The organism is Stutzerimonas stutzeri, assembly GCF_024448985.1.
In the GTDB taxonomy this organism is placed as follows: domain Bacteria; phylum Pseudomonadota; class Gammaproteobacteria; order Pseudomonadales; family Pseudomonadaceae; genus Stutzerimonas; species Stutzerimonas stutzeri_AP.
In genome coordinates this window covers 111,247-132,514 of record NZ_JAMOII010000010.1, presented here as the reverse complement: position 1 = coordinate 132,514, position 21,268 = coordinate 111,247, and the positions used below count along the sequence as shown (strand labels likewise).

Annotated in this window: 17 protein-coding genes; all 17 read left to right on the top strand. The window is 62.2% G+C overall.

The genetic code is table 11. The features are described from left to right. The first annotated feature begins 382 nt into the window (after nt 1-382). The 17 genes from tssA (at nt 383) to NA647_RS12930 (ending at nt 21,260) form a co-directional block, all read left to right on the top strand. Entirely contained in the window at nt 383-1,945 is a 1,563-nt protein-coding gene (gene tssA / locus NA647_RS13010; protein WP_256058048.1) for a type VI secretion system protein TssA, read from the top strand. 32 nt (nt 1,946-1,977) lie between these two features. Then, nucleotides 1,978-2,484 carry a type VI secretion system contractile sheath small subunit gene (gene tssB / locus NA647_RS13005; protein ID WP_025240329.1) on the top strand — a complete coding sequence of 169 codons (507 nt, stop codon included), beginning with the start codon at nt 1,978-1,980 and terminating at the stop codon, nt 2,482-2,484. A 26-nt stretch (nt 2,485-2,510) separates the two neighbouring features. Then, nucleotides 2,511-3,989, top strand: coding sequence for a type VI secretion system contractile sheath large subunit (gene tssC / locus NA647_RS13000; RefSeq protein WP_256058047.1), 1,479 nt, complete (start codon nt 2,511-2,513; stop codon nt 3,987-3,989). Between the two features lie 4 nt (nt 3,990-3,993). Beyond that, nucleotides 3,994-4,410 carry a type VI secretion system baseplate subunit TssE gene (tssE, locus tag NA647_RS12995; protein WP_256058046.1) on the top strand — a complete coding sequence of 139 codons (417 nt, stop codon included), beginning with the start codon at nt 3,994-3,996 and terminating at the stop codon, nt 4,408-4,410. Nucleotides 4,411-4,428: 18 nt separating this feature from the next. Then, nucleotides 4,429-4,824 (top strand): DUF2388 domain-containing protein, encoded by a 396-nt coding sequence (locus NA647_RS12990; protein WP_256058045.1) that lies wholly within the window; start codon nt 4,429-4,431, stop codon nt 4,822-4,824. Nucleotides 4,825-4,829: 5 nt separating this feature from the next. Beyond that, a complete protein-coding gene (gene tssF, locus NA647_RS12985; protein WP_256058044.1) occupies nt 4,830-6,620 on the top strand; it encodes a type VI secretion system baseplate subunit TssF in 1,791 nt (596 codons plus the stop codon). Further along, nucleotides 6,584-7,591, top strand: coding sequence for a type VI secretion system baseplate subunit TssG (gene tssG, locus NA647_RS12980; RefSeq protein ID WP_256058043.1), 1,008 nt, complete (start codon nt 6,584-6,586; stop codon nt 7,589-7,591). The genes tssF and tssG overlap by 37 nt, the downstream gene beginning before the upstream one ends. Before the next feature lie 11 nt (nt 7,592-7,602). Further along, nucleotides 7,603-10,203 carry a type VI secretion system ATPase TssH gene (gene tssH, locus NA647_RS12975; protein WP_256058042.1) on the top strand — a complete coding sequence of 867 codons (2,601 nt, stop codon included), beginning with the start codon at nt 7,603-7,605 and terminating at the stop codon, nt 10,201-10,203. Then, on the top strand, nt 10,175-11,746 hold the full coding sequence (locus NA647_RS12970) for a sigma-54 interaction domain-containing protein (RefSeq protein ID WP_423836473.1): 1,572 nt from the start codon (nt 10,175-10,177) through the stop codon (nt 11,744-11,746). The genes tssH and NA647_RS12970 overlap by 29 nt, the downstream gene beginning before the upstream one ends. Nucleotides 11,747-11,947: 201 nt before the next feature. Further along, complete coding sequence (locus tag NA647_RS19665) at nt 11,948-12,082, top strand: type VI secretion protein (RefSeq protein ID WP_256058039.1); 135 nt, start codon at nt 11,948-11,950, stop codon at nt 12,080-12,082. A 20-nt stretch (nt 12,083-12,102) separates the two neighbouring features. Further along, nucleotides 12,103-13,296, top strand: coding sequence for a type VI secretion system-associated FHA domain protein TagH (gene tagH, locus NA647_RS12960; RefSeq protein WP_256058038.1), 1,194 nt, complete (start codon nt 12,103-12,105; stop codon nt 13,294-13,296). A gap of 5 nt (nt 13,297-13,301) precedes the next feature. After that, the gene (tssJ, locus tag NA647_RS12955) at nt 13,302-13,781 is read left to right on the top strand and encodes a type VI secretion system lipoprotein TssJ (RefSeq protein WP_256050003.1); all 480 of its coding nucleotides are present in this window, start codon (nt 13,302-13,304) and stop codon (nt 13,779-13,781) included. 3 nt (nt 13,782-13,784) lie between these two features. Further along, nucleotides 13,785-15,116: a type VI secretion system baseplate subunit TssK gene (gene tssK / locus NA647_RS12950; protein WP_181104860.1), complete on the top strand. Its 1,332-nt coding sequence runs from the start codon at nt 13,785-13,787 to the stop codon at nt 15,114-15,116. 5 nt (nt 15,117-15,121) lie between these two features. Next, on the top strand, nt 15,122-15,994 hold the full coding sequence (icmH, locus tag NA647_RS12945; protein WP_256058037.1) for a type IVB secretion system protein IcmH/DotU: 873 nt from the start codon (nt 15,122-15,124) through the stop codon (nt 15,992-15,994). 15 nt (nt 15,995-16,009) lie between these two features. Next, on the top strand, nt 16,010-19,540 hold the full coding sequence (tssM, locus tag NA647_RS12940; RefSeq protein WP_256058036.1) for a type VI secretion system membrane subunit TssM: 3,531 nt from the start codon (nt 16,010-16,012) through the stop codon (nt 19,538-19,540). Further along, nucleotides 19,540-20,277, top strand: a complete 738-nt coding sequence (locus NA647_RS12935; protein WP_256058035.1) for a PP2C family protein-serine/threonine phosphatase — start codon at nt 19,540-19,542, stop codon at nt 20,275-20,277. The genes tssM and NA647_RS12935 overlap by 1 nt, the downstream gene beginning before the upstream one ends. Then, nucleotides 20,274-21,260 (top strand): serine/threonine-protein kinase, encoded by a 987-nt coding sequence (locus tag NA647_RS12930; protein ID WP_256058034.1) that lies wholly within the window; start codon nt 20,274-20,276, stop codon nt 21,258-21,260. The genes NA647_RS12935 and NA647_RS12930 overlap by 4 nt, the downstream gene beginning before the upstream one ends. The last annotated feature ends 8 nt before the right edge of the window (nt 21,261-21,268 follow it).

The following is a 21,268-nucleotide window of genomic DNA, read 5'->3' as shown; positions in this document are numbered from 1 at the left end:
CGCCTGCGCCGGAGAAGGTGCGCATTATAGACACTCAGAAATTCATGTCAACGGCGTTTCTGAACTCATAGAGCAAACTGTACATATATAGAAAAACCAAGACCGAGGGCGAACCCTCGAACATCAATAGCGCAGCGAGACCATATATAAGCTTTACGGTTCAACGCAAAACGCTCTGAAGAAGCTAACCAGTGCTCATCTTGGGCATGAGCGACCACGCCCATGACGCAGCACCCCCATAGTTGTAAACCACTTCACAGTCGCATCAGTGCGTCACGCATAGGATGCGCACCTCATCAGGCGTGCCCGCATATGCACGCAGCATCTCTAGCGCATGAAGCGCCCTGCAGCACTGCTAAGCAGGAACGAATCGAGTCACGGAATGACGTTTTCTACCAAGCTAGCCGCGCACTATTTAGCGGTAGCGAAATCTCCGATTACAGCAACCTGTTTCGCAGGCGATGACCTCCGCTACGCTGCCGAGTATGAAGCTCTTGAACAGGAACTCGGAAAGGCCACCTCGGTACACATCGCCGGAACCATCGACTGGGAACTCGTGCGCGAAGGCAGCGAACGGCTGCTAACTACCCAGACAAAAGATCTGCGGATAGCCGCATGGCTAACGTGGAGCCTGTATCAGCGCGATTCGTTCACAGGACTCCATGCCGGCGTCGCCATGCTCAGCTACCTTTGCGGTGCTCATTGGGGTGAGCTCCATCCTCACAAGTCACGCACTCGCTCAGCAGCCATATCCTGGCTAGTGCCTCGTATGGAGGATGTGCTGGCCGATCACGTGCCCATGGGAGAGCAGCTACCGCTTTTCGAACACATCGCACTGGAGCTCCGGAGCCTTGAAAATAGCTTGGCGTCCCATTTAGGTGCTCAGGCACCCCTCCTTTTACCCCTCTGCCGGCGGCTCGACGACATGGTCAAGCGTGCCGGGATCGCCCATCCGCAGCCAGGTCCCGTCGGCGCAGCCATCGCCCAGGTCAAACAGGCCGCCGCGCAGGTCTTAACCGCAACCACTCCGATCGAACATGAGAAGGACGCGCACAAAAGCTTGCGCAGTATGCAGGACCAGGCACGACCGTTGTGCAGCTGGTGGCTGAAGCAAAAAGCTACCGACCTCAAGCCGCTTCGGCTGGCTCGCACCCTACTGTGGCTGCAGATCGACAGCCTACCCGAGCGCAACGCTGAGCAAGTCACCACTCTGCGAGGCATCCCAGCAGACAAGTTGGCCAATTATCGCGAACGTTTCGCCCAAGGCCTCTATGCCGACCTGCTGGCCGACCTGGAGGCCAGTATCGCCCGGGCCCCTTTCTGGCTCGACGGCCAACGCCTGACCTGGGAATGCCTGAATGAACTCGATGCCGAGCAGGCGATGCGCGAGGTTGAAATTCAGCTCGCGCTGTTTCTGCAACGTATGCCGGCGCTCGACGAGCTGCGCTTCCATGACGGTACGCCCTTCGCTGACGCGGAAACACGCGCCTGGATCAGCGCGAGAGTGATGCCGCACGTGCAGCCGGCCCAGACACAGAATGAGTCGCCTTCTAACCAAAGCAGCGCCACACCAGCCTGGGACGAGGCGTTGCAGGAGGTGCTCCCACAACTGCGCAAGGACGGTCTCAAAAGCGCCGTGCAAAAGCTCAAACAGGGCCTCACTCGGGCGCGTGGCGGGCGTGAGCGCTTCTTCTGGCAGCTGACCTTGGCCCGGCTGTGCTTCCAGGCCAAGAAATACGACCTGGCCAAGACCCAACTCGAATCCCTCGATCAGACGCTGCAGGCCACGGGCCTCGGCGACTGGGAACCCGATCTCGCCCTCGAGGTGCTGCGTCTGTTGCATAGCTGCTGTGAGCTGCTGCCGCAGAACCACGCCGTGCGTGAAAGCAAGGATGAGATTTACCGCAGGCTGTGCCACCTCGACCTCGAAGTGGTACTCGATTAGGCCCCCGGGCCGTAAACCAAAGGAGAAGACCCATGGCCAAAGAAGGCTCGGTAGCCCCCAAAGAACGCATCAACGTCACCTTCAAGCCCTCGACCGGCGGTGCTCAGGAAGAGCTGGAGCTGCCACTGAAGTTGATGGTGCTCGGTGATTTCACCCAGCGTGCCGACGATCGCAAGATCGAAGACCGCAAGCCGATCGCCATCGACAAGAACAGCTTCGACGAGGTCCTGGCGAAGCAGGAGCTGAACCTCACATTCTCGGTGCCGAACCGTCTGCAGGACGAGCCCACCGATGAAGAGCTGGCCGTGCAGCTGAACATCAATTCGATGAAGGACTTCAACCCGGCCAACTTGGTTGAGCAGGTTCCGGAACTGAAAAAGCTGATGGAGCTGCGCGACGCGCTGGTCGCGCTCAAAGGCCCGTTGGGTAACGCCCCGGCCTTCCGCAAGGCGATCGAGAGCGTACTGGCCGACGACGTCTCGCGCGACCGCGTACTCGGTGAGCTGGGTCTCGCCGCCAAAGAACAACTGGACGCCTGATTACACCGACAAGGAACGCCAATACCATGAGCACTAGCGCAGCAGCCGTTGAAAGCGGCAAGAACCTCGCCGAACTCGGCATCCTCGACCGCATCATCGCCGAAACCAAACTAACCCCGGACGACGAGGCTTACGACATCGCCAAGCGCGGCGTGTCGGCCTTCATCGAAGAGCTTCTCAAGCCACAGAACGAGCACGAGCCAGTTAAGAAGGCCATGGTCGACCGCATGATCGCGGAAATCGACGCCAAACTCAGCCGTCAGATGGACGAGATCCTCCACCACCAGCAGTTCCAGGCCCTGGAATCCTCCTGGCGCGGCCTCAAGCTGCTGGTCGATCGCACCAATTTCCGCGAGAACATTAAGCTCGAGATCCTTAACGCGTCCAAGCAGGACCTGCTGGAAGATTTCGAAGACAGTCCGGAAGTGGTCCAGTCCGGCCTATACAAGCACATCTACACCGCCGAGTACGGCCAGTTCGGCGGCCAGCCGGTCGGCGCTCTGATCGCTAACTACTTCTTCGATCCGAGCGCACCGGATATCAAGACGATGCAGTACGTGGCTTCGGTCGCGAGCATGTCTCACGCGCCATTCATCGCCGCTGCTGGCCCGAAGTTCTTCGGACTGGAAAGCTTCACCGGCCTGCCGGACCTGAAGGATCTAAAGGATCATTTCGAAGGCCCGCAGTTCGCCAAGTGGCAGAGCTTCCGCGAGCAGGAAGATGCCCGTTACGTCGGCCTGACCGTCCCACGCTTCCTGCTGCGCAACCCCTACGACCCGGAAGACAACCCGGTCAAATCCTTCGTGTACAAGGAAAACGTTGCCAACAGCCACGAGCATTACCTGTGGGGCAACACCGCGTACACCTTCGCCAGCCGTCTGACCGACAGCTTCGCCAAGTTCCGCTGGTGCCCGAATATCATCGGCCCGCAGAGCGGTGGCGCAGTCGATGACCTGCCGCTGCACCACTTCGAGAGCATGGGCGAGATCGAAACCAAGATCCCGACCGAAGTTCTGGTCTCCGACCGTCGTGAATACGAGCTGGCCGAAGAAGGCTTCATCGCACTGACCATGCGCAAGGGCAGCGACAACGCCGCGTTCTTCTCGGCCAACTCTGCGCAGAAGCCGAAGTTCTTCGGCAACAGCGAAGAAGGCAAGAATGCTGAGCTCAACTACAAGCTCGGCACTCAGCTGCCTTACCTGTTCATCGTCAACCGCCTCGCGCACTACCTCAAGGTGCTGCAGCGCGAGCAGATCGGTGCCTGGAAAGAGCGTACCGACCTGGAGCTTGAGCTGAACAAGTGGATTCGCCAGTACGTGGCCGACCAGGAGAACCCAAGCTCCGAAGTCCGTAGCCGTCGTCCGTTGCGCGCCGCGCAAGTCGTTGTCAGCGACGTAGACGGTGAGCCGGGCTGGTACCGCGTCAGCCTGAACGTGCGTCCGCACTTCAAATACATGGGTGCCGATTTCACCCTGTCGCTGGTTGGCAAGCTGGACAAGGAATAAGCACTTGAACGGATACGGCAGCCTTTTCGAGCGCCTCGGTGGCGACGCTGACAAGCGCGCCGGCTGGAGCCGCGAAGTCGCGGCGATGGCTTCGGTGGCTGCCCATCTCGCCAAAATGCTCAGCACCCGGGCAGGCAGCGTGCAAACGCTGCCTGACTACGGGTTGCCCGATTTGAACGATATGCGCCTGTCGCTGCACGACTCGCTGCAGCAGGCGCGCATCGCCATTGAACGCTTCATCGAAGCGTACGAACCCCGCTTGAGCCAGGTACGGGTGATTTCACTGCCCCGCGATCACGATCCACTAAACCTGTCCTTCGCCATCGAAGGCTTGCTGGACGTCGACGGTTTCAAGCGTCTTGTGAGTTTTTCCGCAAGCCTGGATGGCAGTGGGCAAGTTCGCGTTCAACGCAACGGCTAAAACAGGGATGACCGCGAAATGATGCGAATAGGAAAACACCTCTGGCTATGGAGTCTCCTGCTGTCCGGGCTTCTATTGGCGAACCCCGCCCAGGCGCAAGGTTGCATCGGCGTTGGCTGTGTTTTGCGTGAAGACAACCCCTTCAGCCTGACAGCCACCATTGCAGCATTGATCCTGTTTGCCCTGGCGAACACCTTTAAGAGCGCCTCGGAAGCATCGAAAGAAAACAGTCGACAGTATTCGCAACTGACCCTCGACGATGCGGCGTACTTCATCGCCAGCGATGGAAAGCGGCGTGGTGCCTATTTCGAGAGTGCGCTCAAAACCTATCGGCTCAAGTCATCCGCTCAGGTGCCGTCCCTCAGCGACATGGCATTCGCCCAGCTCGTCCTGACTTCCCTTTTACGGGACTAACCGCAATGTCTTACAACCACTACTACCAGAGCGAGCTCACCGCCCTGCGCCATCTCGGCAAGCGCTTCGCCGAGCGCAGCCCGGCGCTGGCGCCGTTCCTCGGACAGAGCGGGCGTGACCCGGACGTCGAGCGCCTGCTGGAAGGCTTCGCCTTTCTCACCGGGCGTCTGCGGCAAAAGCTCGATGATGAGCTGCCAGAGCTGACCCATTCGCTGATGCACCTGCTGTGGCCGAACTATATGCGGCCGCTGCCGGCGTTCAGCATGCTCCAGTTCGATCCGCTCAAACAGCCCGGCCCAGCGCTGATGGTGCCGCGCAACACGCCGGTCGAGTCCAAGCCGATCCAGGGCGTGACCTGCCGGTTCCGCACCGCTTACGCCACCGAAGTATTGCCACTGGCACTCGAAGGGCTGGATTACTCGGTCAAAGGCGACGGCGCGCTGCTCAGCCTGCGCTTGCAGACCACTGCCGACGGCCAGCTCGGCGAATTGAATCTCCAACAACTGCGCCTGCATCTGGCCGGCGAGCGGTACATCAGCCAGATGCTCTACCTGAGCTTGCTGCGCCACCTCAACGGCGTGCAACTGGTCGCGCTGGACGCTCAGGGCAAGCCGTTCACCGACGATTTCGGTGTCCCACTGCCGGGCTTGCGGCTCGATCCAGCGAAGCTGCAGCCCGTGGGTTTTGCTGAAGACCAGGCACTTATCCCCTACCCGCTCAATACCTTTCGCGGCTATCGCTACCTGCAAGAATATTTCGCGTTTCAGGAAAAATTTCTGTTCGTCGATCTGCACGGCCTCGACGCTCTACAGCGCCTACCGCAAGAATTACTCAAGCAGGCCCGAGGCTTCGAGTTGCGCTTCGACATCCACAAGGCCGGCGTTCAGCGCATTCGCCCGACGCTGGACAATGTCCGCCTGTACTGCACACCGGTAGTCAACCTGTTCGAACACGACGCCGTCCCTATCCGTCTCGATGGCAAACAGGACCAATATCTGCTGCTGCCTTCGGAACTCGACAGCAGCCAGTGTGGTGTTTTTTCGGTCGATCGAGTCACCGGCTGGAAACCCGGCGGCATGGGCTACGAAGAGTACGTCCCGTTCGAGTCGTTCGAACACGACCCCAGTTTCGACGTACCCCTGGCGCGTCCACACTACAGCGTCCGCCAGCAACCCTCGATGCTCGGCGATGGTCTGGAAACCTACCTCAGCTTTGGCCTGCGCAACCTCGATCAACATGAGACGCTGTCCATCGAACTGACCTGCACCAACCAGAACCTGCCGCACCAGTTGCGCCTGGGTGACATCTGTATGCCCAGCGAAGACACGCCTGAGTTCCTCACCTTTCGCAACATCAGCGCCGTGACGCCGAGCTACGCGCCGCCGTTACACCGGGACTTCCTCTGGAAGCTGATCAGCAACATGTCGCTCAACTACCTGTCGCTGGCTAACGTCGAGGCGTTGAAGGTGATCCTCGAGACCTACGACTTGCCGCGCCATTATGACCAGCACGCGAAAAAGGTCAGTGAGCGCCTGCTCGGTGGGCTCAAGCAGATCGGGCATCAACATGTTGATCGACTGCATCGCGGGCTGCCGGTACGCGGCGTACGTACCGAACTCGAAATGGACCTCGAAGGTTATCTCGGCGAGGGCGATCTGTTCCTCTTCGCCTCGATACTCAATGAATTCTTCGCGCTGTACGCCAGCCTCAACTCGTACCACGAGCTGCGCGTCAGGAGCACACAGGGAGAGGTGTACCAATGGACGCCGCGTATGGGACAACAGCCCCTGCTGTAAACCGGATCAGCCGGGGCATTCGCGAGTACAGCCTGTTCCAGGGTGTACTGTTGGTGATGGACCGCCTGAAGACTGCACACCCCGATCTGGACGAAGAGTCGCTCTACGAACACTTGGAGTTCCAGGCCAACCCGAGCCTGGGTTTTCCCGGCAGCGACATTGATCGCGTGGAGTTCTTCGAAGAGCGCGGCGAGTTGCGAGCACGCCTGCGGATTAATCTGATCAGCCTGTTCGGTGCCGGCTCGCCGCTGCCCGCTTTCTATGCCGACCAGGCATTGGGCGACAGCCCCGAGGGTAACCCGACGCGCGAATTCCTCGATCTGTTCAACAATCGCCTGCAGCGCCTGATGCTGCCGATATGGCAGAAATATCGCTACCACGCGCGCTTCTCCAGCGGCGCGCGCGATCCGCTGTCTGAGCAACTGTTCGCGCTGATCGGACTGGGCGGCGAGCAGATCCGCGCCGCCTCGGAGCTGAACTGGAAGCGCCTGCTGCCCTATCTCGGCTTGCTCAGCCTGCGCGCACATTCGGCCGCCCTGATCGAATCCGTGCTGCGCTATTACTTCAAACACGCCGACCTACGCATCGAGCAGTGTCTAGAGCGCCAGGTCGAGATCATCGCCGAGCAGCAGAACCGCCTCGGCCTAGCCAACAGCCAGCTCGGCGAAAGCCTGGTGCTGGGCGAGCGGGTACGTGATCGCGGCGGCAAGTTCCGTATCCATATCCGTCAGCTGAGCTGGGACCGTTTCCACGAATTCCTACCCGTGGGCAGCGGTTACCAGCCGCTCTGCGCGCTGGTCCGTTTCACGCTGCGTGACCCGCTCGACTACGACATCCGCCTGGAACTGCGCCGGGACGAAATTCGCGACCTGCGCATCGGTGCCGAAAATCCCTGCCGCCTCGGCTGGACCAGCTGGCTCGGCAGCGAACGCGCCGACGGCATGGTCACCCTGGGCAGCCAGACTCATTAAGGAATGATGAAATGATTAATGTAGACCTCCAACAATTGGTCCAGGCCCTCGATTCCGAGACCAAGCGCGACCTGGAAGTCGCAGCCGAACGCTGTGTAACGCGGGGCGGCAGCAAGATCCTGGTCGAAGATGTGCTGCTGGGCCTGCTGGAGCGCCCCGAAGGCTTGCTCGCGCGTGCTCTGCAAGACGCCAGCATCGAACCGGGCACGCTGGCCCAGTCACTGCAGCCGCGCGGTGAGCACAGTGAATCGCGCAACCCGGTCTTTTCTGCAGAATTGGTGCAGTGGCTACAAGACGCCCTGTTGGTTGGCAATCTCGAACTGGGCCAGAGCCAGATCGACCAAGCCGCGCTGATCCTTGCGCTGCTACGCAACCCGATGCGTTACGCCGGCAGCCACTATCAGCCGCTGTTGGCGCGCCTGAATGCCGAGCGCCTGCGCGAGTTCGCGCTGTCGCAGCAGCCGCAGGCTGCTCCAGGCAAGGCAGCGCCAGCGGGCGAATCCAACCTGTCGCGCTTCACCCACAACTTCACCCAACAGGCACGCGACGGCAAGCTAGACCCGGTACTGTGTCGCGACGCGGCGATCCGCCAGATGATCGACATCCTCGCCCGTCGCCGCAAGAGCAACCCGATCGTGGTTGGCGAAGCCGGTGTCGGCAAGACTGCTATCGTCGAAGGCCTGGCGCTGCGCATCGCCCACGGAGAGGTGCCGGATGCGCTCAAGAGCGTTGAGCTGCTGTGCCTGGACCTCGGCCTTTTACAAGCCGGCGCAAGTGTCAAGGGCGAGTTCGAACGCCGCCTGCAGGGAGTAATCGACGAGGTCAAGGCCTCGCCCAAGCCGATCATCCTGTTCATCGACGAAGCCCACACTCTGATCGGCGCTGGTGGTCAGGCCGGCAGTGGCGATGCAGCCAACCTGCTCAAGCCGGCCCTGGCGCGAGGGGAATTGCGCACCATCGCCGCCACCACCTGGAGCGAATACAAGAAATACTTCGAGAAGGACCCCGCCCTCGCCCGCCGCTTCCAACCCGTCCAGTTGCACGAACCCACCGTCGACGAAGCGGTGACCATCCTCCGCGGCCTCGCGCCGGTCTACGAAAAGAGCCACGGCATCTACCTGCGCGACGACGCCGTGGTCGCCGCCGCCGAGCTATCAGCCCGTTACCTCACCGGGCGCCAGTTGCCGGACAAGGCGGTAGACGTGCTCGATACCGCCTGCGCCCGGGTACGTATCAGCCTGGCGGCCGCGCCGGAAGCGCTGGAACGTCTGCGTAGTGAAATCGCCGAAGGTGAGCGTCAGGGGCTGGCCCTGCGCCGCGATCTTGACGCCGGTCTGCAGATCGAAACCGATGGGCTGAACCGTCTGGAAACCCGCCTGGCCAGTGCCCGCGCCGAACTCGAACAGCTGGAGACCCGCTGGTCAGCTCAACGCAGCCTCGCCGAGCGCCTGCTGGAGTTGCGCAAGCAATGCGCTACCACTCGACTGAACCCCGAAATCAAGACCGAACAAGGAGCGCATTCCAACCTCGAACAGCTCGAAGCCGAGCTGCGTGATCTACAGGCCGAGCTCGCCAGCGCGCAGACCACCGAACGGCTGGTGAGCTACGAAGTCTGCCCACGCCTGGTGGCCGAGGTGATCAGCCACTGGACCGGCGTGCCCCTCTCTCAGCTGGCGCGCGAGCACAACAGCAAGGTACTCAGCTTCGCCGACGATCTGCGCCGGCGCGTACGGGGCCAGGAGCAAGCCATCGAAGCGCTGGACCGCTCGATGCGCGCCACCGCCGCCGGTCTAAACAAGCCGGATGCGCCGGTTGGCGTGTTCCTGCTAGTCGGCCCAAGCGGAGTCGGCAAAACCGAAACCGCCTTGGCGATGGCCGACCTCCTATACGGCGGCGAGCGTTTCCTGACCACCATAAACATGTCGGAATTCCAAGAGAAGCACAGCGTATCCCGGCTGATCGGTGCGCCGCCCGGCTACGTGGGCTACGGCGAAGGCGGCATGCTGACCGAGGCGGTGCGACAGAAACCATACTCGGTGGTGCTGCTCGACGAAGTCGAGAAAGCCGACCCGGACGTGATGAACATCTTCTATCAGATCTTCGACAAGGGCGTAGCCAATGATGGCGAGGGCCGTGAAATCAACTTCCGCAACACCTTGATTCTGATGACCAGCAACCTGGCCAGCGACCGTATCGCCAACCTCTGCCAGGGCGGCCAGCAGCCGGCGGCCGAAGAGCTGGAACTGGCCATCCGCCCTGCCCTGACCCAGCACTTCAAACCGGCGCTGCTCGCCCGCATGCGCGTCGTACCCTACTACCCGGTGCAGGGCGAGCTGCTCAGAGAACTGGTGGCGCTCAAGCTGTCGCGCTTCGCCGAGCGCCTGGCCCGTCGCCAACTGCGTTTCAGCCACTGCGAAGCACTGGTGGACGACCTGGCCGAGCGCTGCACCCACAGCGACAGCGGCGCGCGCCTGATCGACCATCTGATCGACCAATACCTGCAACCGCAGGTCGTTGATCGCCTGCTCGATGCCATGGCCGGCGGCGAAGCGCTTACTCAAGTGCACGCCACGCTCGACGCTGATGGGATGGTTGTCTGTGAGTTCGCTTAAGGCGGTATTCGCCGAATCGCCACCCTCGCTGGACGCCGATTCGCTCCTGGGCCGCTTCGCCCAGCTGTCCTGCTCGTCCGATTCCGACGATTGGCTGGATGGGCTGATTGAGATCGCGGCGCAGTTGACCGACTGTCCGCTCGCCCAACTGTATCTGCTCGATGCAACCCATACCCGCCTGATGCTGGCGGCCGAATGGTTCGAAGGCAAACAGCAGCGGCACGAGGCCGCGAGCCTGCCAAGCGACTACGACGGCGAACAGCTGCTGCAATATTGCCTCAATCAGAATCGTCCACTGAGCCTCGCTACGCTCGACACCAGCCTGCACCAGACCGGATTTCTACCCGAGTCAGCGCGGCCGTGGCGCAGCCTGCTGTGCCTACCTTTACAAGATGCGCAGGGCCATGCCGCCGGGTTGTTGGTGGCAGCGAATATTGTGGACCGCGATCTCAGTGACGCGGCGCAAAGCCTCGCCAACCTGGGCCGCTTTGCGCTTGGCCAAGTGCAGCTGCTGCATCGTTTGCACGGTGCGACACAGCCCTCCCTCGCGCAAATCCCAACAGCACGACCGTGCGCCAGCGATTACGGACTGATCGGCGACAGTCCGCGCATGCGCGCCGTTTATAGGCTGATCGGAAAGGTACTGCACAATCCGGTTAGTGTGCTTCTCACTGGCGAGACCGGTACCGGCAAAGAGTTGGTTGCTCGTGCCATCCATGATTGCGGTGCACGCCGCAGTCAGGCATTCGTCGTGCAAAACTGCGCGGCGCTGCCCGAGCATCTGCTCGAAAGCGAGCTATTCGGCTATCGCAAGGGTGCCTTCACCGGCGCCGAGCGCGACCACGAAGGTCTGTTCGACGCAGCCGACGGCGGCACGCTGTTTCTCGATGAAATCGGCGACATGCCGCTGACCCTGCAGGCCAAGCTGTTGCGGGTCCTGCAGGAGGGCGAAGTCCGACCGCTGGGCAGCACGCGCATCCACAAGGTCGACGTGCGCATCGTCGCCGCAACGCATCAGGATCTGCTCAAGCGCGTCGAGCAGGGCCGCTTCCGCGAGGACCTCTACTACCGTCTCTCGCTGTTCCCCATCGAACTGCCACCCCTGCGCGAGCGCGACCAGGACATCCTGCGCCTGGCTCGACATTTCGCCGAAAAGGCCTGCGGCTTCCTGCAGCGCGATGCGGTGCGTTGGTCGGACGCCGCATTGGAGCAGCTAGCCGGCTATGGTTTCCCAGGGAATGTGCGCGAACTCAAGGGACTCGTCGAGCGCGCTGTGCTGCTCTGCGATGGCGGCGAATTACTACCAGAGCATTTCAACCTACGCACGGTGGAAGACGCGCTCGACAGCACCCTCAACCTGCGCGAGCGGCTGGAGCGAGTCGAGCGCAGCCTGTTGATCGATTCCCTACGCAAGAATGGCGGCAATCAGAGTCAGGCAGCCCGCGAACTGGGCCTGCCGCGCCGGACGCTGCTCTATCGCATGGACCGGCTGGGCGTGAGCGCCATCTCTGAGCTCAAGAAACCAGGCCCTTCCGATCGCTGATACCAACCTGAACAAACGTCCGGCGTGGATGATGCAGCGCTTATTAGTCATAGCTCTCGTTTCCAAGCCAACCCCGCCCTTTTTCGTGACCTTGTTCACCCACGCGAGCAGGCGGGTGAACTTTAATGCACCGCCTGCGTCCCGCCTCGCCATTTGCGTTAGCGGGGCAGTCCGCCCACACGCTTTCAAGGAGGAAATCGCGTGCTAGCCCGCTATTGCGCCCTCGTTTTTTTCGCTGCATCCCTCGCCCTTGCCGGTTGCTCCGGCAACTACAAGTTCAACGACGACGAGTATCGCCCGCTGGGTGATCCGCAGGCATCGTCTCGCGGCAACTGATCTGCCAGGAGAAAAAAGCCATGGAACTGGTTTTCGATATGGTCAGTGCGCAGCAATTCGTACCGGGCCTAATTAGCAGCAAAACCTTCAAGCAGGCCGGCGGCATCATTGGCCGTGCCGAGGATTGCGACTGGGTAATCCCGGACCGCAAGCGCGTGTTATCCAGCCGCCACGCCGAGGTGAGCTACCGGGACGGCGCGTTCTTCCTCACCGACACCAGCAGCAACGGCATTCAGCTCAAGGACACCGGCGCCAGCCTGGACAAGGGTCGGGCGCAGCGAATCGAACACGGCAGCGTTTACTGCCTGGGTGACTTCGAGATCCGCGCTCGGTTGATCCAAGATCCAGCCTCTTTCGAAGGTGACATCGGGCGCCCGCAGCCAGCCGGCAGCATCATTCCCGACGATGCCTTTCTCGACCTCGACCCGCTGACCGCAATGGACCAGCAGGAGCGCGTATACGCCGAGGTGGACGACCTTACCGCCGTGCTCGCCCCGTCTCGAGCCCAGGCGCAACAACGTGACTACGCACAGATCGACGAAGAAAATCTGCAGATTCCCGAACTGGTGATGCCAGCCCCAGCCGCCCAACCCAAGGCCGCGGCCGAACCCGAACGTCTGCCGCCGGACTTCTGGACGCGATTCGGCGAGGCGCTAGGCGTCAGCCTGCACGATCTTGACGAGCAGGCACGCCAAGCGCTGGCGCTAAAGACGGCGAGCCTGCTCAAGCAGAGCGTCGGCGGACTGCAGCAGGCGCTGCGCACCCGTGGCGAGTTGAAAAACGAGTTGCGTCTGTCGCTGACCACCATGCAGAGCGCCGGCAATAACCCGCTCAAGCACAGCATCGACAGTGGCGAAGCGCTGAGCCTTCTGCTGCGCGGCGGCAAAGCCGGCCAGCTGCCGGCAGAGCAAGCCGTGGGGCGTGCCTATCGGGATCTGCAGGCGCATCAGGTGGCGATGCTGGCCGCCAGCCGGGCCGCCATCAAGGGCATGTTCGAGCAACTCTCGCCGGAGCAATTGGCACTGCGTTTCGAGCGCGACAATAAACCACTGATTACCACCTCCGGCGGCCGCTGGCGCGCCTATCGGCGACTGCATCAAGCCATGCAGCGCGACGACGACTGGAGCGAACGGCAGTTCACACGCGACTTCGCACAGGCTTACGAGGAGCAGGTGCGCCTGATCGCGACGCTCAACACCGACCTTCAAGGATGATGTCCATGTCTCGCTTTTTTTCCGCTGCGGTGCTTGCTGCGCTGGCCGCGCTCGCTGGCTGCTCGGCGCTCTCGCCCAATTCCCATCTGACCAAGCTGGACCTGTCGTTGCAGGGCAGCGACCGGCTCAATCCCGACCTCAACGGCCGCCCATCGCCCATCGTGATACGCCTGATCGAACTCACGCATCCGGTGGCCTTCGAGAACGCTGACTTCTTCTCGCTCTACCAGCGCCCAAAGGAAGCCCTGTCACCGGACCTGGTGATTCAGGAAGAGTTGGAACTACGCCCCGGCGAGCAGCGCGATCTCAAGTTATTCGTGCAAGAACACAGCCGCTATGTCGGTGTACTGGCCGCCTACCGCGACCTGCCGGAAGCCAGTTGGCGTTTCGTCATCCCGCTGCAGCACAAGGCGCAGAACCGCATCGAGCTGACCCTCGACGAGCAGGGCATCCAGACCGTCGACCCACTCGCGAAGGGGAACTGATTAATGAGCCTGAACAGAGTGGTCTGGCAGGAGGGCATGCTGCTGCGCCCGCAGCACTTCCAGCAAAACGACCGTCATTACGACGCGCAGCTCAAGTTGCGTACCCAGAAACTCGGCCACTACGCCTGGGGATTCTTCGGGCTGGAGATTGACCGTCAGTTTCTCAACATGGGCAAGCTAGTACTCAGCCAGGCCAGCGGCCTCCTTCCTGATGGCAGCCTGTTCGAGATCGGCGCCGAGCGTGAGCCATTGGCCGTGGACGTGTCGCCCAACACCAGCAATACCCCGGTCTATCTGGCGCTGCCGCTGGTCACCGGCAACCATATCGAGAGCCGTCGAGCGGAACAGAAAGACGTGCTGGCGCGCTACACCGCCGTCGACGAGGAGGTCGCCGATTCCAACGCCGGTGACGCCAGCAGCAGCCAGGTCAGCACCGCCCGTCCGGACTTTCGCCTGCTGCTCGGCGAGCAGCAGAGTGATCAGGCCTATGTGAAGCTCAAGCTCTGCGACATCCTCGACACCACGCCTGATGGCGTCATCAGCCTCGACCCCGAATACATTCCGACCTTCATCGACTTCCAGGCATCAAGCTATCTGCTGTCCTGCCTGAAGGAAGTGATCAGCATGCTCGGCCATCGCGGCGACATCCTCGCCGAGCGCATCCGCGCTACCGGCAAGGTCGGTGGTGCCGAGGTTGGCGATTTCATGATGCTGCAGCTGATCAACCGCTACGAGCCGGTGCTGCGCCATTACCTGGGTATCGACCGTGTGCATCCCGAACAGATCTATCGTGAGCTACTGGGATTGCTCGGCGAACTGGCCACCTTCTCCAGCGAGACCAAGCGCCCGCGCCTCGACGGCCGCTATCTGCACAACGACCAGGGGCTGTCGTTCCGCAAGCTGATGGATGCGATCCGCCAGGTGTTGTCGATGGTGCTCGAGCAACACGCCATCGAACTGCTGCTACAGCAACGCCAGTACGGCATCCAGGTCTCGCCGCTACACGACCACAAACTGCTCGGCAGTGCCTCGTTCGTGCTGGCCGCCAGCGCCCAGTGCGACTCCGAAGAATTGCGCACACGCCTGCCGGCACACCTGAAGGTCGGCCCGGTGGAGCGCATCCGCCAGTTGGTCAACCTGCATCTGCCGGGGATCAAGGTCAAACCGCTGCCAGTGGCACCGCGGCAGATTCCGTTCCACTCCGGCAAGACCTACTTCGCTTTGGAGCTCAACTCCGAGGAGCTGGCGCAACTGGAGCGCTCCGGCGGCTTCGCCTTCCACGTGTCCGGTGAATTCACCGGGCTTGAGCTGAAATTCTGGGCGATCAGGAACTGACCGACATGATCAGAGAAATGGACTACGGACAGGACGACAATACGGTCATCCTCAATCGCCACGGCGACGCCCCGGCACAAAGCCCGCTGACCGACTTCAGCGCGCCGCCCAAATTCGAGCAGCTCGAGGAGCGGATGATCTACGCCGCTCGCCTGCGCCCGGCGGAAACCTTCAACATCAGCCTCAACCCACTAGTAGCAGCGGCCTCCTCGCTGCTCTCCGAAGTCGTGCGGCTCAAGCACAGCTTCGAAGGCGAGGACATGCATGCGCTGAATCAGCGCCTATCGAGCGAACTCAAGCTATTCGAACACCGCGCTCTGCACGACGGCGCCGAAAGCAGCCAGGTGATGGCTGCGCGTTATGTCCTGTGCACCGCCATCGATGAAGCGGTGGTCACCACGCCGTGGGGCAACGAGAGCGAATGGTCGCAGATGAGCCTGCTGTCGAGCTTTCACAACGAGACCTTCGGCGGCGAAAAGTTCTTCCAGCTGCTCGAGCGCCTCTCGCGCAACCCGGTCAAGCATCTACCGATGCTGGAATTGATGTACCTCTGCCTTTCGCTGGGCTTCGAGGGCAAGTACCGCGTACTGCCACGCGGCATGCTTGAACTCGAAGCGGTACGCGACAGCCTGTACCGGCAAATCCGCCAGCTGCGTGGCGACGTGCCGCGTGAGGTTTCACCGCACTGGCAGGGCCTGCGCGACACGCGTCGGCGCCTGGTGCGCATCGTGCCTTGGTGGCTGGTCGCTCTCTTCACGCTGGTCTGCCTGGGCATGCTGTACGCAGGCTTTGCCTGGGTACTTGGCGAGCAACGCGACACCGTACTGCAGCCGTACCAACCCGTCGATCCGACCGTTCAGATCGAGCCTCAGTCGTAACAAGGACGTAATGCCATGAAGGTTTTTTTCGGCAAGCTTGCCGCGTTTTTCCGCAAGACCTGGGTATGGAGCCTATGCGTCCTGCTGGTACTGGCCCTGCTGGTGTGGTTCGTCGGACCGCTGCTGGCGGTGGACGATTACAAGTTCTGGGAATCCTCGACCAGCCGCCTGCTGACCATTGCCGGTCTATGCCTGGTCTGGGGCCTGCTCATGGTCTTCGCCAGCTGGCGCAGCACCCGCCGTCAGCAGGCCGAGGCCAGTGATGACGAACTGCAGGAACGCCTGCGCCGCGAAGGGCTGGTCAGCGAAGAGCAGAGCATCCTGCGCCAACGCTATCGGGACGCCCTGCGCACTCTCAAGCGCTCAAGCCTGTACCGCGGGCGCAGCGAGAAATGGCGCAACGATCTGCCGTGGTATCTATTGCTTGGTCCGCAAGGCAGCGGCAAGACCTCGCTGCTCGACTTCTCCGGCTTGGACTTTCCGCTCAACCGCAGCGAAAACCAGCGCCTGACGAAGGATGTCTCGGGCACCCGCTACGCCGACTGGCATTTCGCCGATCACGCGGTGTTGATCGACACCGCCGGCCGTTACCTGACCCAGCCCGATGGCGCCGTCGACGGCAAGGCTTGGGACACGCTGCTCGGCCTGCTACGCCGCCGCCGTGCGCGTCCGCTCAATGGTGTGCTGGTCAACATTCCAGTCGAACAACTGTTGCAGTCGAGCGAATTGGAGCTCGAAACCCTGGCGCGTCAAAGCCGCCAGCGCCTGCACGAGATCCACCAGCGCCTGGGCGCCGATGTACCGGTCTATCTGGTCCTGAGCAAGGCGGACAAGGTGCTCGGCTTCGACGAATTCTTCGACCAGCTGTCGCGCGAAGAAAGCGATCAGGTGCTTGGCGCCAGCTTCCGCAAAGAGCAGGACGGCACCGACCTCAACGTGATCCGAGGCGAGTTCGAGGAGCTGCTGCGCCGGCTCAACAGCCAGGTGATTCTGCGTATGCACCAGGAGCGCGATACCCAACGTCGCGGCCGCATTCTCGACTTCCCCCATCAGCTCGGTCAGATCGGCGAGCGCCTTTGCCTGTTCACCGAGCTGGCGTTTTCCGGCAACCGCTACCAGCGTGCCAGCCAGCTGCGCGGCTTCTACCTGACCAGCGCGCCGCAACTGCAAGGCGGGCTCGATCCGCTGACCAGCGGCATCGGCCGTAATCTTGGGCTGTCCAGCAATGCACTACCGACTTTGCGCAGTGGCCGAGCGCGCTTCATCAATCACCTGCTCAGCCGAGTGATTTTCCCCGAGGCCGACCTGGCCGGACTGGACCAGAAGGAAGTGCGCCGTATCGACTGGGGCCAGCGCGCCCTGTATGCCGCGAGCTTCGCCTGCCTGGCGCTGTTCGGCGCGCTCTGGGCCAATGGTTTCTCCGGCAATCATGAGCGGCTCGAACAGCTGCGCAGCCTGGCCGATCGGCTGGCAGACGAGCACCAGGGAATCGCCGCTCAGGACGACGCGCTACGCACGCTCAAGGCGTTGGACGCCAGCTATGCCGCCACCCAGGTATTTCCGGACAAGGCCGAAGTGTCCTACCTGCAGCGCGGCGGGCTCTACCAGGGCGAGGACGTCGATCCGACGTTGCGTCAGGCCTATCGTCGCGAGCTGGAAAACTTGCTGCTGCCGCGCGTCGGCCGCCAGCTCGAAGCCCAGATTCGTGCCAACCTCACCGATCGCGAACGCTTGCTCGGCAGCCTACGCGCCTACCTCATGCTCAACCTGGCGCAGCGACGCGACGAGGGCTTTCTCAAGGAGTGGCTGGCAGCCGACTGGTCGCTGCGCTATGCCGGCAATACCGTGGCGCAAAACGGTCTGAACACACATTTCCAGCGCCTGCTCGAAGAAGGTTTCGCGCCTTACGCGCTCAACGATCAGCTTGTCGCCGAGGCGCGGCAGGTGCTACGCAGCGAATCGTTGGCCAACGTTGTCTATCGCATGTTGCGCGATCAGGCCCGCAGTCTGCCCGACTATCGCTTCAGCCAGCGCCTCGGCCCCCAAGGCGCGCTGTTCAACGGCGGCGATTACGCCATCCCCGGCCTCTACACCCACAACGGTTACCAGAAGTTCTACGTCGCTCAAGGCAGCGATCTGGTGCGCGAGATCCTTCGCGACAACTGGGTGCTCGGCGAGGGCGACAGTCTGAGCCTGAAGGACCTTGGGCGCCTGATGGTGGAAATGGAACAGCTCTACTTTCGCGACTACGCCAACTACTGGGGCGAAGCCGTAGCACAGCTGTCGCTGGAGCCGATTGCTGGCGCCGGCCAGGGTGCCGTACTACTAAGCGGGCTGAGCGCCGCCAACTCGCCGCTGCTGCAATTGCTGGTCGAAGTACGCGACAACACCCGCTTTGCCGGCGCAGCGGACGCCACAGGTGATGCTGCAGATGCGCTCAAGGATGCCAATGGCAAACTGGGCAAGGCCGCCAAACTGGCCTCAGCCGCAGCGGAACAAACCCAGGCCGCATTGGCCAAGAATCTGCCGGACACCGCGCGCAAGATGCTAGAGCGTCGATTCGAACCGCTGCATCGCCTGCTCGACGAACAGGCGGGCGCCAGCGCCGAGCTGATCCCGACGCTGCAGGCGCTCGACGCGTTGCAGCTACAACTGGCGAGCCTGGCCCACGCCAGCGCCCCAGATCAGGCCGCATTCGAGCTGGCCAAGGCGCGTATGGGCGGCCAGCGCGACGCGATCAACCAGTTGCGCACCAGCGCGGCCCGTCTGCCGCAACCCATCGGCAACTGGCTCGGCCTGCTCGCCGAAGATAGCTGGACATTAGTCTTGAACGACGCTTATCACTACCTCAACCGGCGCTACCAGGGCGAGCTGTATGCGTTCTACAAAACCTCGCTGCGTCAGCGCTATCCGTTCAGCGCTCACAGTGAAAGCGACGTCGCGATCGCCGATTTCCGTGAATTCTTCAAGGTACAAGGCGTTGCCGACGGCTTCTTCGATCGCTACCTCAAACCCTTCGTCAGCGGCAGCGCCGGCCAGTATCAGCTGCGCCGCGTCGATGGTCGTGGCCTGCCGCTGTCGCGCGAATTCCTGGCACAGATGGGACATGCACAGACTATCCGCCGCAGCTTTTTCGCGGAGAGCCCTAACGAGCCACAGATCCGCTTCAAGCTAGAGCCTTATTCGCTGGACTCGAGCCTGGGTCGCGCCGACTTCCGCTTTGGCAATCAGCAGATGGAATACCGCCATGGGCCGATCGTGCAGACCGGTTTTAGCTGGCCGGCTACCGCAGACGATGGCCGCACCAGCCTGGTGGTCGAGGAACTCGGTGGACGCCGCGTCGGTATCGAGAAAAACACAGGCCCCTGGTCGCTGTTCCGCCTGCTGGATCTGATGCAGGTCGACTACCACAGCGGGCGTGATGTATTGATGCTCAAGGCCAACCTCGGCGGGCGCCACGCCAACTACCTGTTGCATAGCCAGCGCTCGCCGAACCCATTCGACATCGCCCTGCTGCGTGACTTCAAGCTGCCGGCGACCCTGTGATGACCGGGACGCCGAGCCAGGTCTACAGCTGGCGAAGCGCGGCGCGGACCGATAAGGGCAAGGTCCGCGCACGCAACGAAGACGCTTTTCTCGATCTCCCCGAGCAAGGTCTCTGGGTCGTCGCGGACGGAATGGGCGGCCACCAGAACGGCGCCCTGGCCAGCCGCCTGATCGTCGAGCAGCTGGCCGAGCTGCCCGAAGGCAGTCTGGCCGAGCGTTTGGTCAGCCTGCGCCGCTGTCTGCACGAACTCAATCGCCGCCTAGGACAGGAGCTGACCGTTACCGCCGAACGTCCCGACCCAGTCATCGGCAGTACCGTGGTCGCCCTTCTGATGGAGGGCGAACGCGCCGCTTGCGTCTGGGCCGGGGACAGCCGCTGCTACCTCTGGCGCAGCAGCCGTCTGTATCAGCTTTCGCGCGACCATTCGCTGCTGCGGCAACTCATCGACGAGCAGAACCTCAGCCCGCAGGAGGCCGCGCGCCACCCCGCAGCGCACGCGCTCACCCGTGCCGTTGGCGCCAGCGAGCAACTGGAGCTGGATATCCTCGAGTTCGACGTTCACCCCGGCGACACTCTGCTTCTATGCAGCGACGGGCTCTACCAAAGTCTGTCGCCGGATGCCCTGAGCGCGGCGCTGAACTCGCCGTCGCCCGGACTTGCGCTACAGCGCCTGTTCGACCAGGCCTTGAACGGTCCGGCGCGGGACAATCTCAGCGCCGTGGTGGTGCGTCGATGAACGAACCTTTTTGCGCCGAACCGGCCTCGGATCTGACTTATTTCGCTTTCGCCGCTACTGCTGCGCCGGGGCAGGCACCAACGGCTGCAACCGTTACAACCAAAGAGCTGCCTCAGGTGCTTGGCGGGCGTTACCGGATCGAACGGTTGCTTGGAGTCGGTGGCATGGGCGCGGTCTACCGAGCGCGGGATCTATTGCGTGAACAGTTCGGCGATCCGGAGCCCCACGTCGCGCTGAAGACCCTGAGCGACGATTTCGCCGAATACCCCGACGCCCATGCGCTGCTTTATACCGAATTCGCACTGACTGCCCGGCTGAGTCATCGCCACGTCGTGCGCCTGTTCGGCTTCGACGTGGACACCGCCAGCCAGCGTGCCTTCATCACCCTCGAATTGCTCAAGGGTCCGACGCTCGACCAGCTGCTCAGCGAGCATCCCGAAGGGCTTGCCTGGAATGAGTTGCGCGAGATCGCCCTGCCGCTGCTCGAAGCGCTCGCGTATTCACATAGCCGCGGCGTCATTCACGGAGACCTCAAACCGAGCAATGTGATACTCGCAGAGGACGGATTACGCCTGTTCGATTACGGGCTCGGCCAGCCATTCGAGGGCGTACTCAATAATCTACCGCGCCTCTCGCGCAACCGTTTCAAGGCGTGGACGACGCGCTATGCAGCTCCTGAACTGCTGGACGGCGACGAGCCATCTGAAGTCAGCGATATCTACGCGCTCGGTTGCCTATTGTTCGAGTTAGCGAGCGGCAAACACCCGTTCCGCCGCTTGAGTGCCAAGCAGGCCAAAGCGATGGCGCTGGAAAAAGAGCTGCGCTGCCCGCCGAAGCTGCCTACTCATGTTTGGCGCTCGGTGCTTAGGGCACTCGCTTTCGATGTAGACGAGCGAACGAGTAGCGTGACCCAGCTACTGGATAGCTTCCGCCGCCCCGCACCCAGCCGGATGCAGCGCTGGTTCGGGCGCACCCATGGATGACACAAGGA